At 65.4% G+C, this 16,412-nt stretch carries 13 protein-coding genes, 1 tRNA gene and 1 pseudogene; 8 read left to right on the top strand and 7 right to left on the bottom strand.

Annotation, left to right across the window (positions count from 1 at the left end; all coding sequences use genetic code 11):
- The first annotated feature begins 73 nt into the window (after nt 1–73).
- The 5 genes from AB0J47_RS35845 (at nt 74) to AB0J47_RS35825 (ending at nt 4,563) form a co-directional block, all read left to right on the top strand.
- Nucleotides 74–496, top strand: a complete 423-nt coding sequence (locus AB0J47_RS35845) for a hypothetical protein (RefSeq protein ID WP_364356780.1) — start codon at nt 74–76, stop codon at nt 494–496.
- Nucleotides 493–939 carry an EVE domain-containing protein gene (locus AB0J47_RS35840; protein WP_364356777.1) on the top strand — a complete coding sequence of 149 codons (447 nt, stop codon included), beginning with the start codon at nt 493–495 and terminating at the stop codon, nt 937–939. Before AB0J47_RS35845 ends, AB0J47_RS35840 begins: the two co-directional genes overlap by 4 nt.
- Nucleotides 932–1,390: a MarR family transcriptional regulator gene (locus tag AB0J47_RS35835; protein WP_364356774.1), complete on the top strand. Its 459-nt coding sequence runs from the start codon at nt 932–934 to the stop codon at nt 1,388–1,390. Before AB0J47_RS35840 ends, AB0J47_RS35835 begins: the two co-directional genes overlap by 8 nt.
- A gap of 83 nt (nt 1,391–1,473) precedes the next feature.
- Nucleotides 1,474–3,648 carry an ATP-dependent DNA helicase UvrD2 gene (locus AB0J47_RS35830; RefSeq protein ID WP_364356771.1) on the top strand — a complete coding sequence of 725 codons (2,175 nt, stop codon included), beginning with the start codon at nt 1,474–1,476 and terminating at the stop codon, nt 3,646–3,648.
- A gap of 645 nt (nt 3,649–4,293) precedes the next feature.
- Nucleotides 4,294–4,563: a WhiB family transcriptional regulator gene (locus AB0J47_RS35825; RefSeq protein ID WP_364356909.1), complete on the top strand. Its 270-nt coding sequence runs from the start codon at nt 4,294–4,296 to the stop codon at nt 4,561–4,563.
- A gap of 140 nt (nt 4,564–4,703) precedes the next feature.
- Here AB0J47_RS35825 and AB0J47_RS35820 read toward each other — a convergent pair whose 3' ends face one another.
- The 3 genes from AB0J47_RS35820 to AB0J47_RS35810 all read right to left on the bottom strand — a co-directional run bounded on the left by AB0J47_RS35820 (nt 4,704) and on the right by AB0J47_RS35810 (nt 8,493).
- On the bottom strand, nt 4,704–6,059 hold the full coding sequence (locus AB0J47_RS35820; RefSeq protein WP_364356768.1) for an AarF/UbiB family protein: 1,356 nt from the start codon (nt 6,057–6,059) through the stop codon (nt 4,704–4,706).
- A 72-nt stretch (nt 6,060–6,131) separates the two neighbouring features.
- Nucleotides 6,132–6,995, bottom strand: a complete 864-nt coding sequence (locus tag AB0J47_RS35815) for a hypothetical protein (protein ID WP_364356765.1) — start codon at nt 6,993–6,995, stop codon at nt 6,132–6,134.
- A gap of 88 nt (nt 6,996–7,083) precedes the next feature.
- Nucleotides 7,084–8,493 carry a zinc-dependent metalloprotease gene (locus AB0J47_RS35810; protein ID WP_364356762.1) on the bottom strand — a complete coding sequence of 470 codons (1,410 nt, stop codon included), beginning with the start codon at nt 8,491–8,493 and terminating at the stop codon, nt 7,084–7,086.
- A 127-nt stretch (nt 8,494–8,620) separates the two neighbouring features.
- On the opposite strand from AB0J47_RS35810, the gene AB0J47_RS35805 reads away from it, so the two are divergent.
- Complete coding sequence (locus tag AB0J47_RS35805; RefSeq protein WP_364356759.1) at nt 8,621–9,646, top strand: PDZ domain-containing protein; 1,026 nt, start codon at nt 8,621–8,623, stop codon at nt 9,644–9,646.
- Here the strand turns inward: AB0J47_RS35805 and AB0J47_RS35800 are convergent, their stop codons facing one another.
- Entirely contained in the window at nt 9,647–10,228 is a 582-nt protein-coding gene (locus AB0J47_RS35800) for a PPA1309 family protein (protein WP_364356756.1), read from the bottom strand. It lies immediately after the preceding gene.
- Between the two features lie 201 nt (nt 10,229–10,429).
- Here AB0J47_RS35800 and AB0J47_RS35795 point away from each other — a divergent pair, with 201 nt between their 5' ends.
- Nucleotides 10,430–13,432 carry a UPF0182 family protein gene (locus AB0J47_RS35795; RefSeq protein WP_364356753.1) on the top strand — a complete coding sequence of 1,001 codons (3,003 nt, stop codon included), beginning with the start codon at nt 10,430–10,432 and terminating at the stop codon, nt 13,430–13,432.
- Nucleotides 13,433–13,543: 111 nt separating this feature from the next.
- Here AB0J47_RS35795 and AB0J47_RS35790 read toward each other — a convergent pair whose 3' ends face one another.
- Nucleotides 13,544–14,095 (bottom strand): transglycosylase family protein, encoded by a 552-nt coding sequence (locus AB0J47_RS35790; RefSeq protein WP_364356750.1) that lies wholly within the window; start codon nt 14,093–14,095, stop codon nt 13,544–13,546.
- A gap of 568 nt (nt 14,096–14,663) precedes the next feature.
- Between AB0J47_RS35790 and AB0J47_RS35785 the strand changes: the two genes are divergently transcribed.
- A tRNA-Met gene (locus AB0J47_RS35785) sits at nt 14,664–14,737 on the top strand.
- Here the strand turns inward: AB0J47_RS35785 and AB0J47_RS35780 are convergent.
- Together AB0J47_RS35780 and AB0J47_RS35775 are read right to left on the bottom strand one after the other, a co-directional pair.
- A complete protein-coding gene (locus AB0J47_RS35780; RefSeq protein WP_364356747.1) occupies nt 14,738–16,069 on the bottom strand; it encodes an MAB_1171c family putative transporter in 1,332 nt (443 codons plus the stop codon). It lies immediately after the preceding tRNA gene.
- A gap of 1 nt (nt 16,070) precedes the next feature.
- Nucleotides 16,071–16,412: pseudogene (locus AB0J47_RS35775) on the bottom strand (hypothetical protein); the annotation flags it as partial.

Raw genomic sequence — 16,412 nt, 5'->3', positions numbered from 1 at the left:
ACGGCCTGATCCTGTTCCACCGGACTCAGAAACCGGGCTTGCACAGGGTTTAGTAAGCGCGCATACTAAATTCATGACAACGATCGCCACCGCACAGGCCACGTCGACCGCGGCGCCCGCCGCCTTCTTCGCCAAGTGGGCGGATATGGCCACCTGGCCGGAATGGAACAACGACACCGAATGGGTCCGTCTGGACGGGCCGTTCGCGCAGGGTGCCACCGGCGCTTTGAAGCCGAAGGGCGGTCCCAAGGTGCCGTTCATCGTCGAGCGGCTTTCCGAGAGCGAGTTCGTCGATGTCTCCAAGCTCATCGGCGCCCGCCTGATCTTCGACCACCAGGTCGCCACCGGCCCCGCGCGAACAACGGTGACGGTGACCGTCTCGATCGAGGGACCGCTGAGCTGGTTCTGGACCAAGGTGATGGGCGCGGACATCGCCGAATCGGTGGAGCCCGATCTGCGTGCGCTCGTCGCCGCGGCGGAGGCGGTGCTCGTATGAAGTACTGGCTGGGGGTGGTCTCCCGGGAACATGTGCGCCGCGGTGTCGAACTCGGCATCGCCCAGGTCAACCATGGCAAGCGGACGCCGCTCGAACGCATGCGTCCCGGCGATGGGTTCCTCTATTACTCGCCGCGCGAGGGTATGCGCAGCGGTGCGCAGATCCGATCCTTCACCGCTATCGGCACCATCGACGACCGGCCGGTCTGGCAGGCGGATCCGCAGGATGGTGGCTGCTTCCAGCCGTGGCGGCGCGCGGTGCACTATCGGACCGATGCTCGCGAGGCTCCCATCGACGAACTGCGCGGTGAACTGGATCTCACGAGTGCGCCGAATTGGGGAATGGTGCTGCGCCGTGGACTGGTCGAACTGACCGCGCACGATTTCGCCGTGATCGCACAGGCGATGATCGACGAACCAGTGGTCAAGGAGGCAGATGAGTGAGGACCGAGGCCTGCGCAGCCGATTCGCCGAGGCGGACGAAAGTCCCGGCCTCTTGCTCTGGCAGGTGACCAACCGGTGGCAGGCCGCTCAGCGCGCGGCCCTCGCTTCCTACGACCTCACCCACGTGCAGTTCGTCCTACTGGCCGCGCTGACCTACCTCGCCGCGGGACGCGACGAACCGGTCATGCAACGCGATCTGGCCGCCCACGCCGCCACCGACCCGATGATGACCTCCCAGGTGTTGCGCGCACTCGAGCAGAAGGGGCTGCTCGAGCGACGTGACCATCCGCACGACCGCAGGGCCAAGGCCCTCGTACCCACCGAAGCCGGTGTGGCACTGGCGAATCGGGCGATAATCGCGGTCGAGAACTGTGACCACGAATTCTTCGCCCCGCTCGACGGCGATACGAGCGCGTTCGCCAGTGCACTGCGTCGCCTACGCGATCGCTAGCCGCGCGACCGAGCCCGCGAAACGGCGGAGTCCGATCCGGACCGGATCCCTTGCGCGACCACTTGTCGGCGGGCACTGCCATGATGTGTGTCGTGTCGGCAACCAGTACGAGCGAGCCCACCCGCCCGGAGTTGGACTCGCTGGACCCCGAACAAGCCGCGGCCGTCCGCGCGCCCCGGGGCCCGGTCTGTGTGCTCGCCGGTGCCGGTACCGGCAAAACCAGAACCATCACCCACCGCATCGCGCATCTGGTTTCCGCCGGACACGTCAAGGCCGACCAGGTGCTCGCGGTGACATTCACCGCGCGCGCGGCGGGGGAGATGCGCAACCGTCTGCGTGCGCTCGGTCTCGGCGGCGAGGCCAATCAGGTGCAGGCGCGCACCTTTCACGCGGCCGCGCTACGCCAGCTCAAATACTTCTGGCCGCAGATCGTCGGCGATGTGCCGTGGCAGTTGCTCGATCGCAAATTTCCGGTCGTGGCACAGGCCGCGCATCAGGCCGGATTGTCCTCGCACACCGAAGCCGTGCGCGATCTGCTCACCGAAATCGAATGGGCGAAGGCCACTCTCATCGCACCGGAAGACTATCCGGCGGCCGTGGCCAAACACCGCCGCGAGCCGCCGTATGACCCGATGCGGGTCGCGGCCGCCTACAGCGGCTACGAGAAGTTGAAGGCAACACCGGACGGACTACTGCTCGACTTCGACGATCTGCTGCTGCACACCGCCGCCGCGCTGGAGGACTACGCGTCGGTGGCCGACGAATTCCGCGGGCGCTACCGCAGTTTCGTGGTCGACGAGTATCAGGACGTCACGCCATTGCAGCAGCGGGTGCTCGACGCCTGGCTCGGCGACCGCGACGATTTGACCGTGGTCGGCGACGCGAATCAGACGATCTACTCCTTCACCGGTGCTACCCCGAGTTATCTGCTCGACTTCTCCCGCCGCTTTCCCGAGGCGACGGTGGTCCGGCTGGAACGCGACTATCGCTCGACGCCGCAGGTGGTCTCACTGGCCAACCGGGTGATCGGCGCCGCGCGCGGTCGCATCGCGGGCACCCGGCTGCAACTGGTCGGCCAGCGCGACGACGGCCCGGAACCGGTATTCGCCGAATTCGACGACGGTCCGGCCGAGGCTCATGCGGTCGCGCGGTCTATCAAGAAACTGGTCGCCGCGGGCACGCCCCCTGCCGAGATCGCGGTGCTCTATCGGATCAACGCGCAGTCCGAGGCCTATGAACAGGCGCTGACCGAACTCGGCATTCCCTACCAGGTCCGCGGTGGCGAGGGGTTTTTCGCCCGAAATGAGGTCAGGCAAGCCATATCCGCACTGCGCCAGGTAGCCGCTCGCGAGGATCTACCCGACCAGTCCCGCAGTGGTAAGGCCTTGGTTACCTTGGTGCGCGCCGCACTCGCGCCCGTCGGACTTACCGCAACCGAACCCGCGGGAGCCCAGGCGCGTGAGCGTTGGGAATCGTTGATGGCGCTGGTGCGCCTGACCGAAGAGTTGGTCGACCACGAGGACGCACTCGACCTGATCGGCTTGCTGCGCGAGTTGGCAGCACGCGCCGAGGCCAGGCACCCGCCCACCGTCCAGGGCGTAACCCTCGCATCGTTGCATGCGGCGAAGGGCTTGGAGTGGGATGCGGTATTCCTGGTCGGCGTCGCCGACGGCACGCTGCCGATCGCGCATGTGCTCGGCGACGACGGCTCGGTTGCCGATCAGGCGGCGCTCGAAGAGGAACGGCGACTGCTCTACGTGGGCGTGACCAGGGCACGCGAGTATCTGCAATTGTCCTGGGCGCTCTCGCGCGGCGGGGGCAGTAGGCGCACGCGCCGGCGCTCGCGATTCCTCAACGGCCTGGTGCCCGACGACTCGCCGGCCTCGCGAATCGCCGCACCTGTTGCCGACAGTGCCTCGAATGGTGCGCGCCCGACCTGTCGGGTATGTGCCAAACCGTTGATCGGCACCTACGCCACTATGCTCGGCCGCTGCCGCCGTTGCCCGGCCGAACTGGACGCCGAGCTACTCGCGGCGCTACAGGCGTGGCGCGAGGAGAAAGCGCAGGATCTGCGGGTGCGCGAGTTCGTGATCTTCACCGACACGACACTCACCGCGATCGCCGAGCAACTGCCCGCCGATGACAACGCACTCGCCGCCATACCCGGAATCGGGGCGAAGAAGCTCGAGCAGTACGGGGCCGAGGTGTTGTCGATAGTGGCATCACGGCTGCGGTCAAGCCCACAAAACCGCAGGTAGAAAATAGGTTGTCGCAATGAGCGGCAACACATATGGTGGGATTCACGCACCGGGAGGTCATCTCGGCGCGCAGAGTTACCGACACGAGTACAGGAGGGAGGCAGACCGATGAATGGCAATACGAACTTCAGCGCCACTGGCGTTGCGGTGAATGCTGCGCCCGTCATGTCGGCCTCCCGGGGGATCCTCGCTGCTTTGCAGGGGATCGGTCTGTCCGGTGTCGGCGTATTCGGGGATCAAGGCAAAGCCATGAGCATGCATTCCCCGAGTCGCGTCGTCATTCAGGACAAGCCCAGCGCGGGCTGGCACCCGGCCTCTGCCATTACGGCAGAAGCTGGCGTCTTCGCAGCTGAGGCCGGATATGCACCGGCAGATCTGCGGGCAGCACGCCTCCGCCGCACCGCACACCCAGCGACCGTGATCAGGATTCGACAGAGATGTCGAACTAGGTAGGGAACACCCCCGACCTCCTGGCCACGGATCGCCCGAAGCGAAACCGTGGCCAGTATTTTTTACCGGCCCTTCAGCCACCACCGGCCTCGGTTTCGCGGAACGAACGAACGTACCGCTGCAAACGAGCTGAAGGAGAACGACGTGTTCACCGCAGAGAGGCCACAAGCCACTACTGACGTGACATGCCGAACCGTGGCACGGCCCACCCGCCCCCGGGAGGTCACAAAGGTCCTGCCTTGTCGAGCCGGAGACCCCGATCTCTGGTTCGCCGAGAGCCCGGTCCAGTTGGAGCAGGCCAAGGCGCTGTGTGCGTCCTGCCCGATCCGAAAGGGCTGCCTGACCGCAGCCATGGATCGGGGCGAGCCGTGGGGTGTCTGGGGCGGTGAGATCTTCGACCAGGGTGTCGTGATCGCCCGCAAGCGCCCGCGTGGACGTCCACGCAAGGTCGCGATCTCGGCATGAGATCTGTGATTCCCCTCCCTCCGGTCGCTGAGGCCTATCCGGTTACGGGCAGGGCCCAGGAACGAGAAAGCAAACAAGCCGCTCACCGTAAGATCCGGTGGGCGGCTCGTTTGCGTTCTCGGCCAATCTCTTTCGAGTTTTCAGCTAGCGGAGCGCTCCTCGCGGAAGCCCGGCATCCAGGCCCGCACCAGTTGCATGAACGGCAGTTCCGCATCGAGCTGGGCCAGGATGCCGACCGAACCGCCGAGCACACGGAAGATCATCACGTACTGCGCGGGCAACTGCAGTGCCCGCGCGGTTTTCATATCCGGACTGCCGATCTCGGAGGCCTTACCTGCCACCCGCTGCATCCACTTGCGGGTGAAGTGGAACGAATCGGTCTGGATCGGGTCGGTGAACGGCCGCAGGTAGTCGGCGATTTCCTTATCGGTAACGGTCCGCCCCGGAATCACCCACCCGCTGTCGTACATGAGCTCGACCAATTCATCGAAGCGTTCGTCCAGTTCGAGGGCCAGCATCCGGCCGAGGACCTCCGGGAACCCGTCCGGCATGGGCGCGCAGGCGCCGAAATCGATGACGGCCAGTTTGCCGTCGGGCAGCATCATGAAGTTGCCGGGATGCGGATCAGCGTGCAGCAGACCGGCGGTCTCCGGCGAGGAGAAGTGGAATTTGCCCATCAGTCCGGCGACCCGGTTGCGCAGCGCACGCGTGCCCTCCGGATCTTCGGCCCCCTGCTTGATGATCTGTGAGACCGGGATGCCGTTCAGCCATTCGGTCACGATCACCTTCGGCGCGCTGGCCACCACCTTCGGCACCACGATCTCAGGATGTCCGTCGAAGGCCTTGGCGAAGGCGCGCTGATTGGCGGCCTCGTTGCGGTAGTCGAGTTCCTCCTCGGTGCGATCGGTGATCTCGGCCAGCAGCGGCTTCACATCCGCGCCCGGGATCACCGAGGCGATCAGACCGGTCATCCGCGACAGTGTCTTGAGGTCGGCGCGCAGCGCCTCGTCGGCGCCTGGATACTGCACCTTCACCGCGACGGTCCGGCCGTCCGACCACACCGCCTTGTGCACCTGGCCGATGCTCGCCGATGCGGCCGGGGTGTCGTCGAAGGATTTGAATCGCTGCCGCCACTGGGTGCCGAGCTGCTGGTCCAGGACCCGGTGTACGGTCTCGGCGGGCATCGGCGGCGCGGCGGCCTGCAGTTTGGTGAGTGCCTCGCGGTAATGTTCGCCGAATTCCTCGGGTACCGCGGCCTCCATGACGCTCAGCGCCTGACCGAACTTCATCGCGCCACCCTTGAGCTCACCGAGCACGGTGAACAACTGCTCGGCGGCCTTCTGGTTCAACTGGGCGTTGATCTCCCCCTTATCGCCACCGGCCAGCTTCTTACCGAACCCGACGGCGGCTCGTCCGGCGATACCCAGCGGAATCTTGGCTAACTTGGCATTGCGGGACGAGCGACGGCGCACGATCTCAGACACGTAACCCATCATGGCGGACAGACCCGTGCGATCGCCACGACAATCTTGATGTCTTTGCTTGGCGGCCTGTAAGAATTGACACTCTCATCCGGCGGGAGCAGCGAAAATACGGCGGCATCCGCAGCCGTCGTGCTGCGGCCATTCCCGGCGCGAGATCCGGTGCGTATCGAGTTCGAGTTCGATCGTGGCGTTCATCGTGTCGAGCTGACGCTCGGGAGAACAGAGCATGATCGCCTCGAGTTCGCCGAGCAGCAATGCCGCCGTCGCCAGGATTCCGGCCGGTGAGGCGTGCCCGACCCGGCCGAGCAATTGGCTCGCCAACTGCGGCCACTCCGGGTCGTACTCGCAGCGGGTCAGATCGAGACAGCGCAGGCAGCTCGTCAGACCGGGAAACACCAGCGGCCCGACCACGCCCTTGCCGTCGCGAATGCGCACCTGCAGATGTGGAATCCCGTGCAGCACCAGCTCATTGGCCAGGCGCGGTTCGATGACGAGCGCATCGGCCAGCACCACGAGCTCACCGTGCCAATCCAGCACCGAATCGTCGGGGCGGTAACCGCGCGAGCGGATCGGCCGCAGCCCGAGCCGCCGTAACCCGGCCGCGACCGCATCCGATAGCGGCCCGAGCCCGTGCACCCGCACCGAACGCACCCGCCCCAACCGCGGATCCGGATGCAGCAGCAGGCCCGCGTCATCGATGCGATTCAGCAGCTCCGTTGCGTCCGCGGGTTCGATCCCACATTCCCCGGCCCGCCAGATGACCTGCGGGCGACTGTGCATACCGTCCAGCAGCCGCAGGAATGCCAGCACGGTGTCGGTATCCAATGCGGTCCGATCCAGCAGCAGCGCACGCTCTGGATCCCACCCCAATTGCACGACCCCGGACGACCGAACCAATACGGTCACCCGCGGCGCCAGCATCGGCCCGCCCATCCGCCTCGTCGTCATGGCAGCAGTATGCGGATGGGGCTATCGACGAATCAGCGCGAATCCTGCGGTAGTCCACAGGAATTCGCGTTTATCAACAGGACACCTCTCAGGACGCGTCGGTGTCCTTGCCGAGGTCCGGCCCGGATTCGCCGTCACCCTTGGCGGCCTCGCGTTCGGCCTTTTCGCGTGCCTCGGTTTCGGCCAACTGGGCCAGTGGATCCTCGAAGGCGTCCACGCCGCCGCCGATCACCGAATCGATGAAGCCCGCGGGGGAGTCCAGATCATCGGAGTTCGGCAGCAGATCCGGATGCGCCCAGACGGCGTCCCTGGCGTCGATCCCCGCATCGGCGGTGAGCCGCCGCCACAGCGCCGCCGCCTCGCGCAGCTTGCGGGGCCGCAGCTCGAGTCCGACCAGCGTCGCGAAGGTCTGCTCGGCCGGACCACCGGTGGCGCGGCGGCGGATCAGCGTTTCGGCGAGTGCACCGGCACCCGGTAGACGGTCACCGATCGCCTCGGTGACCACGACCTGCACCCAGCCCTCGATCAGGGCGAGCAGCGTTTCCAGCCGCTCCAGGGCCTGCTTCTGTTCCGGGGTGGTCTGCGGTTCGAACGTGCCCTGGGACAGGATCTCCTCGAGTTTCGAGGGATCGGTCAGCGACATCGGGTCGATATTCTGGGCCGCCGACTCCAGTGCGGAGAAGTCCATCTTGATGCCGCGCGCATAGTCCTCGACCGCGCCGAGCACCTGCTGACGCAGCCACGGCACATGTCCGAACAGGCGCTGGTGGGCGGCTTCGCGGGCCGCGAGAAAGACCAGGATCTCGCTTTCGGGCTGCTCGAGTCCGGCGCTGAACTCCGAGATTGCCGCTGGCAGCAGCGCGGCGGTGCCGGTCGGGCCGAGCGGCAGCCCGATATCGGTGGAGGTCAGCACCTCCTTGGCGAGTTGGCCGAGCGCCTGCCCGAGCTGCGAGCCGAAGGCGAGCCCGCCCATCTGCCCGAGCATGCCGACCATCGGACCGGCGAATTCGCGTGCCTCCTCCGGCAACTGCGCGGTCCACATGCCGGAGATCTGTTCGGCCACCGGATCGCACAACCGCTTCCAGGTCGGCAGCGTTTCCTCGATCCAGTCGTTGGCGGTCCAGGCCGCGGTTCTGCTGGCGCCCGCGGGCAGCGTGGTAGCGCCGTCGAGCCACAGTTCGGCCAGATGCGCGGCATCGGCAACGGCCTTGACCGTGCTATCGGAGACCGGCGTCATACTCGCCCCGAGCTGCTGACGGGCCAACCGCTTGGCGACGTCGTAGTTGACCGGGCCGGATTGCGCCGAACTGGGCTGGCCCATCCCGCTGAGCATCTGGCCGAGTGACGTGAGCATCTGGCCGAGCTGGGCCGGATCGAAACCGCCCGCGCCCGCCCCGCCGAGGCCGAACGGATCGTTCGCCCCGGCACCGCTCGGCTCGTCGCCGCGCCTGCGGTCGTCGTCATCGCGGTTCGAGAATCCGAAGGGGAGGTCACTCATACTGCAAACCTTACGCGCGCGGTGTAGGGGGTCGATGTTCGCGCGGCGCGAAATCTCCGGCACGCGTACGCCGGTAAATACGCGCCTCGCACGACCGGGCGCGGCGGCGATCATTACTGTGGTCCAGGTGAATCGTCGGATCCTGACCCTGGTGGCCGCCCTGATCCCGGTGCTCGTCCTCGGCGTGGTGGGCAGCCTGCTCACTGTGCCCTTCGTCGCACTCGGGCCGGGACCCACGTTCAATACCCTCGGCTCGGTCGATGGCAAGCAGGTTGTCGACGTCCGCGGCGCCGAAGTAGACCCGGTGACCGGTCATCTGAATATGACAACGGTCTCGGTCCGCGACGAACTCAATATCTTCGAGGCGTTCGGATTCTGGGTCAGTGGTGAGCACGGACTGGTCCCGCGCGCCGAGGTATATCCGCCCGGTGTGCCGCGCGAGGAGATCGATAAGTCCAACCAGGAGGACTTCAAGGATTCCGAGGGCAATGCCGAGGTGGCGGCGCTGCACTTGCTGAACCTGCCGACGGTGGTGCTGGTGCGAAAGGTCTCCGACGACGGCCCGGCCAAAGAGACGCTTAAGGCGGGCGACGAACTGGTCAGCGTCAACGGCGCACCGATCGCCACGCCCAAGGATGTCGTTACCGCGGTGTCCTCGCAGGCGCCGGGCAGTCAGATCACCGTGACCTACCGTCGGGAGAACACCGAACAAACCGCGACCATCACCCTGGCCGCCCGCCCCGACGACGCGAACAAGGGCTACCTCGGCCTGACCCCGACCGAGGGCGCGCGCCCGCCCATGCGGGTCTCGTTCAACCTCGCCGATATCGGTGGACCGTCGGCCGGTCTCATGTTCAGCCTCGCGCTGATCGACAAGCTCACGCCCGGTGAACTCGACGGTGGCAAGTTCGTCGCCGGTACCGGAACCATTGATCAGGACGGCAAGGTCGGTCCGATCGGCGGCATCCAGTACAAGATGATGGCCGCGCGCGATGCGGGTGCGCAGACCTTCCTGGTCCCGGCGGCCAACTGCAATGAGGCAAAACAGCGTACGCCCGACGGACTGCGCCTGGTGAAGGTCGAAAACCTCAGCGGCGCAGTGCAATCACTCAACGACATCAACGCTGGTCGGGAGACCGTCTCCTGCGGCTGATCACTCCATCGTGTGGTGCAGTGCCTCGACCAGGTTGGGCGCCAGATTCGGATAGGTGCGCAGGTCGAGATCGCCGAAGTCGTCGGCATCGTCCTCGGGCTTGACCTGCAGCAGGCACAGCTCCGCGCCGGTGCGCAGTACCGCGGCGAACAGCCGGGCCGTGCGTCGCCCCGGATGGGTCTCGGCCGCGGCGCGCGCGGCGGCGTCGGCGGCCTCGTGATCGGCGAGTAGCGGGGTGAGCGCATCGTCGAGAGTGCTCTCGGCATCCGGCGGCAGCACGACGATCTCCTGGACGAGCACACAGCCGCTCACGCCATCGGGCCAGCTGGTGGTGGCGAGGAATTCGTCGAGCGCCATCGATCCGCCGGTGATGTCCGCCGGGAACGACTCCTGCGCAATGGGAGTGAGCTCGCTGCCCTGATCCAGCTGATCGAGCAATCCGGGCTCGGCCGCGACCAGATCGACGGTCGGCACCAGCGCGAACATCTGCGGCGGTCTGCCCCAGCCCTCGGCATCGACGAATTCCGCCACTTCACGGACGGAACGGGCGAGGACGAGTTCGGCGTGCAGGTCTGCGGTCACATCGATATCCAATCAAACACTCGGAATCGATAGCTCGGTGCGTGCGTAATCGCAGACCAATCGCAACCCACCGGTCTGTACCCTCTCAGATTCCGTAGAGTGGGCCGAAACGGTCCGCTTTGGACCACCTGCAACATCGGACTGCGGTGTCACGGCCGAGAACATCGGTGCGCGCGCCGCCGGACCTTGGAGAGTGGCATCGTGGGCATGCGGCCCCCCACCGGCTTACCTTCGTTGTCCCGACGCAGCCGAGTGCTGCTGGTGGCGGCCATCATTCTGGCGGCGCTGCTGCTGCTGGGACCGCGGCTGACCGACACCTATACGAACTGGTTGTGGTTCGGCGAGGTCGGTTTCCGCAACGTCTATCTCACCGTGCTGCGCACGCGGATCCTGTTGTTCATCGTCGTCGCGTTGTTCGTCGGTCTTGTCGTGTGGTTGGCGCTGCTGCTGGCGTACCGGACCAGGCCGGTATTCATACCAGTGGCGGGTCCGAACGATCCGATCGCGCGCTACCGCACCACCGTGATGAGCCGGCTCAAGTTGTTCGGGATCGGCATTCCGCTGGTGCTCGGCGTGCTCTCCGGTTTGGTGGCGCAGTCGAATTGGGTCACCGTGCAGTTGTTCCTCAATGGCGATTCGTTCGGCCAGAAGGATCCGCAGTTCGGCCTGGATGTCGGGTTCTACGCCTTCGACCTGCCGTTCTACCGGATGGTGCTGAACTGGTTGTTCGTCGCGGTGGTGATCGCATTCTTCGCCAGCCTGGTGACGCACTACGTCTTCGGCGGCCTGCGTCTGACCGGGCGCGAGGGCACGCTGACCAGGCCCGCGCGCATCCAGCTCGCGGTGATCGCCGGAATCTTCGTGCTGCTCAAGGCGATTGCCTACTGGTTCGACCGCTACGAGCTGCTGTCGAGCAGTCGTAAGGAGCCGACCTTCACCGGTGGCTCCTACACCGATATCAACGCGGTACTGCCCGCGAAGCTGATCCTGCTGTCCATCGCGGTGATCTGCGCGATCGCCTTCTTCGCCGGTATCGTGCTGCGCGATCTGCGGGTGCCCGCGATGGCGGCCGCGCTGCTCGTGCTCTCCTCGGTCCTGGTGGGCGCGGTGTGGCCGCTGGTGGTCGAGCAGTTCTCGGTGCGCCCGAACGCCGCCGACAAAGAGAGTGAATACATCGAACGCAATATCGCCGCGACCAGGCAGGCGTTCGGCATCACCTCGGACAAGATCGAGTACAAGGACTACAAGGGCGACAGTTCGAAGAGTCCGCTGGAAGTTCCGGTGGATGCGGCGACGATCGGCAATGCCCGCCTGCTCGACCCGAATATCCTGTCGCCCACGTTCACTCAGCTCAAGCAGCTGAAGAACTTCTATGGCTTCCCGGAGTCGCTGGACATCGACCGCTACAACCTCAACGGCGATATCCAGGACTACATTGTGGCCGCCCGTGAACTGCACCCGTCGGCGCTGAGCGGTAACCAGACCGACTGGATCAACAAGCACACCGTCTACACCCACGGCAACGGCTTCGTCGCGGCGCCCGCCAACCGGGTCAACCGGCCGCAGTACGAGGACCCCAATGCCAACACCGGCGGCAGTAGCGACAGCGGATATCCCATCTTCCTGGTCAGCGACCTGTTCAACTCGACCGACCAGCAGCAGATCAAGGTCGACCAGCCGCGCATCTACTACGGCGAGCTGATCTCGCAGTCCAATCCGGACTACGCGATCGTAGGCGCCTCCAACGGTCAGCACCCGCGCGAATACGATTCCGACACAGCGCAATTCACCTACAGCGGCAAGGGTGGCGTCTCGATCGGGAACTGGTTCAACCGGTTGGCCTTCGCGGCCAAGTACACCGAGCGCAATCTGCTGTTCTCCTCGGCCATCGGCGACGACTCCAAGATCATCTTCAACCGCAGCCCGCGCGAGCGGGTGCAGAAGGTGGCGCCCTGGCTGACCACCGACGGCAATGCCTATCCGGCGGTCGTCAACGGCCGGATCCAGTGGATCGTCGACGCGTACACCACGCTGGACAACTACCCGTACGCGCAGACCACCTCGCTGGAGGGGGCTGTCGAGGACAGCATCGATAAGAAGACCGGAAGGCTCTTGCCGCGCAAGGAGGTCAGCTACATCCGCAACTCGGTGAAGGCCACCGTCGACGCCTACGACGGCACGGTGACCCTCTACGAGGTGGACCCGACCGACCCGGTGCTCAAGGCCTGGCGCGGTGTGTTCCCTGGCGCGGTCAAGCCGGAGAGCGAGATCTCACCGGAACTGCGCGCGCACTTCCGCTATCCCGAGGATCTGTTCAAGGTGCAGCGCGAAATGCTGACCAAGTACCACGTGGACAATCCGCGAGAGTTCTTCACCAACAACGCTTTCTGGTCGGTGCCGAGCGATCCGACCACCGAGGGTGGCACCTTCAATCAGCCGCCGTACTACGTGCTGCTGGGTGATGCGTCGGCGAACAATAAGCCGGTATTCAATCTGACCAGCGCCATGGTCGGCTACAACCGGCAGTTCCTGTCCGCCTATATTTCGGTGCGCTCGGATCCGGACGGCTACGGCAAATTCACGATCTTGCAATTGCCGACCGATACGCAAACACAGGGTCCGCAACAAACGCAGAACAGTATGACGACGGCACCGGAAGTCTCCAGTCAGAAAACACTGCTGTCGAACTCGAACAAGATCAGATATGGCAATCTGCTGACATTGCCGATCGCGGACGGCGGAATCCTTTATGTGGAGCCGTTTTACAACGAGCGAAATACCGGCGCGGGCAGCTCCACCTTCCCGCAGCTGCTGCGGGTGCTGGTGAGTTATCGCGATGTGGCGGGCAGTGTCAAGGTCGGCTTCGCCTCCACCCTGGCCGATGCGCTGAACCAGGTGCTGCCGGGGACAGGTTCGCTGGCCACGCCGTTCGGCGGTGATCCCGCGAGCAGGCCGAAACCGGGTACCGCGCCACCGACGGATCACGGCGCCACGCCGCCGACGCAGGGCGCGACACCGCCGTCACAGGGCACCACGCCGCCGCCCGCGACTGGTTCCGGCGCCAAGGATGCCGCGGCCGCGGAGCTGAGTAAGAAGATCGAGAATGTGCGAAATGCCATGAAGTCCGGGAGCTTCCAGGACTTCGGCAAGGCACTGGAGGAACTGGACGCCGCGGTGAAGGCGTATCAGGACGCCGGTCGCTGATCCGACGAGAACGGCCCCGTCACCCGGAAATCCGGGTGACGGGGCCGTTCTCATTGACGTCGAACCGACGTCCACCTCGGCGCCGTTGCCGAGTGACGTCGGATTCCTACGTCAGCGACCGAACGAGTCGATCAGTGCACCGTTCTGGTCCAGCAGCTGCTGGTACTGGCCTTCGAGGCCGTTCTGCTTGGCCAGCTGGTAGCCCGCGGACCGGGCCTGCTCGATGGCGGACTTGACGCTGGAGACGGGGGCAGGGGCAGCCTCGGGAGCGGCGGGCTCCGGCTCGACGACAGCCGGTGCCGGGCTCGGCGCTGATTCTCCGGTGCGCAGGTACTGACCGCAGACCGGCCAGGCGCCCGCACCCTGGGTGGCGAGCACATTCTCGGCCACCCGGATCTGCTCGTCCTTGCTGGCGCTATTGGCGGAACCGTGGCCACCGTTGGCCGCCCAGGTGCTCTGCGAGAACTGCAGACCGCCGTAGTAGCCATTTCCGGTGTTGATACCCCAGTTGCCACCGCTTTCACACTGCGCGACGCCATCCCAATTGTGGGTCGGGGCGGCCGCTGCGGTGCCGGTGGAAAGACCGAACGGGACGGCAACGATTGCGCCGGTGACAGCGGCATAGCCGAGGGCGCGGGTGCTGAGCTTTCGGTGCTTCGACATGTTGTATTCCCTCCCTGCGCCCACCGCCCCCGGTAATGCAAAATGCCGAGTCCCTGTCCCCAGGTGTGTCGGGGATCCTCGGACCGCGGGACAGGGTCGCCGGTGTTCGGCGGTTCGAGTTCGAGCCCATCACGTTTGATCCGGGCCGTGGCTCGACGGTAACGAAGAAATCTCAGCAGATCACATCTTGATAACTTCCCCATTGTATGAAGCGAATAACGTGTATATCGATGTTTGCGCAGGTCGCAAATGCCATAAGAATGGATTCCGGTCGGTCGGTTATAGCACCGTTATGTGTTCGGGATCACTGCGAAATAGTGACTCAGGTCACGTTTGAAGCCCTTGGGTGAGTGGCCTGTTGCATTTGAAACGGCTTTCGCCGCTGCGCTCGCTCGGGTTCGGTGGATGGATTCGGTAGCTGCCCGCCGCCGCCCGTCGGAGCCGTCTGCGCAACCTCGCCCGACCTGCCCCGCCACGGGCTATCCGGCCCGGCTGACCAGGGTAAACCCCCTGGAAGATAAGCGATTTGCCTTCCGTGCATAGACGTGTGTAATGTTGTGTTTACCGACGCGGGGTGGAGCAGCTCGGTAGCTCGCTGGGCTCATAACCCAGAGGTCGCAGGTTCAAATCCTGTCCCCGCTACTAGGGAAACGGCCCGGAACTCAAATGTTCCGGGCCGTTTTTCATTTGGTGCTCGAGCGCGCGTTGGGAATCGTTGCAAGGCTCCTTATCCAGGGCCGATGACCGAGCCGAGGTCGGGGAGGATGCCGCACCGCGTCCGTGCGCTGGCGGATACACATATGTACGCGATGGCGACTTTGTCATGCCGCGGACGTGCCGCCATGCCTTGGCGAGTGCGAGTAGTTGGCGCAGTTCCGTGGTGAGGTCGCGTGCCCCCGGCTGGATTTGGTGCCGGCGCGTGAGCCGGCTAGCTCTCGGGGGGCGCCCGGCAGCTTTGGTGGCGATGGCATCGGCGATGCGGCGGGCATGGGTATGTGGGTCGTCGCCGGTGGCGGCGAGATCGTCGGGGCTGTCGCTGTAGCGCTCGAGATGTAGCAGGCTGTCGAGGATCTCGACCATCATGCGGTGCAGACGGATGGCTGGGTCTGTTCGGCCGTTGTGGTCGCGTCGCGTCTGCAGGACGATTTCGGGTACGGCTGCGGTGAGATCGGCCCACATCGGCCGCAGGCGGCGGCAGTATCGGCCGGTGCGGTCGCATCCGATGTGGGTGAGCAGGGTGCTGATCAGCGGCACGGTGATCGTGGCGGGAGCGGCGACGGCCGAGAGAAGGAAGCCGCCCCATGCTTCCCAGTGCATCTCGGGATCGAATGACGGTCGGCCTGTCATGAGACTGGTGATGGTCCCGAGCGGGTATCCGACCGCTATCGCCCCGAGGCCCGCTATGGTGCCCAGGACCGCTGTGTACAGTGCACGTTCCTGCCAGGTGGTGTCGCCTGCGGTGCGCATCTCGCGCACACTCACCCGGGCTAGGAGCAGGGCTGTAGCGCCGAGCGGCGGGGAGAACGCGAGACAGACCACGACAGCGGGCCAGCCGAGGGTTTGGTCGATCAACTGGTTGGCGTGGCGGGCGGGTGTGCCTGCGATCAGGATGACGGTGCTGGCGGTGATCGTGACGAGGTAGTAGCGCCGCTGCCTGCGCCATGTGTGGGCGGGGTCGGCGCCTGCCCACAACTTGGCGAGGCCGTAGATATTCGACATGGTCAACAGGGTTGCTCCCAGTGAGAGCTGTCGGGCGATGTTCACCACTTCGGTGTCGTCGCCGGGCAGTAGCCAGGCCAGTGACTGTTCGAACCAAGCGTCCCGTAACAGGTTTTCGGCGAGAGCGGCGGCGAGTCCGCGGTTGATGAGTCGGTCGACGGTGCTGTCGCGCAGCAGCCACCACCGACCGGCGAGCACCATCGTGAGGCCTGTCAGGACGGGCCAGGTGATCAGACCCGGGATCGGGGAGGTCATCTCATCGGTGCCGGTTTCGGAAGAACGTCGAGCGGAACCGGCTCGCCGACCGCTTCGGCAGCATCGCTTCGACCAGTAGCAGGTCGGCGAAGGTTTCGGCGGTGCGCTCGCGCTCACTGCCGTAGTCTTGGCGCCGAAGTACGCTGCGGATGGTTTCCAGCGACAGCGAGGGCATCAATTCGCGCAACGACAGATCAGCCACGGCGGCCCCGGGACCGCTCGCGGTCCCGTGGCCGAGCAGCATGTGACCGATCTCGTGGGCGATGATGTGATCGGCATGCCATTCGGAGTCGGCTCCGTACATGATCACGTCGTCGCTTTCCCGGGCAATCCACAGGCCACT

The sequence above is a fragment of the Nocardia sp. NPDC049737 genome (assembly GCF_040674755.1).
GTDB lineage: Bacteria > Actinomycetota > Actinomycetes > Mycobacteriales > Mycobacteriaceae > Nocardia.
The sequence above is the reverse complement of the archived record's forward strand: the minus strand, read 5'-3'. Positions and strand labels throughout refer to the sequence as shown.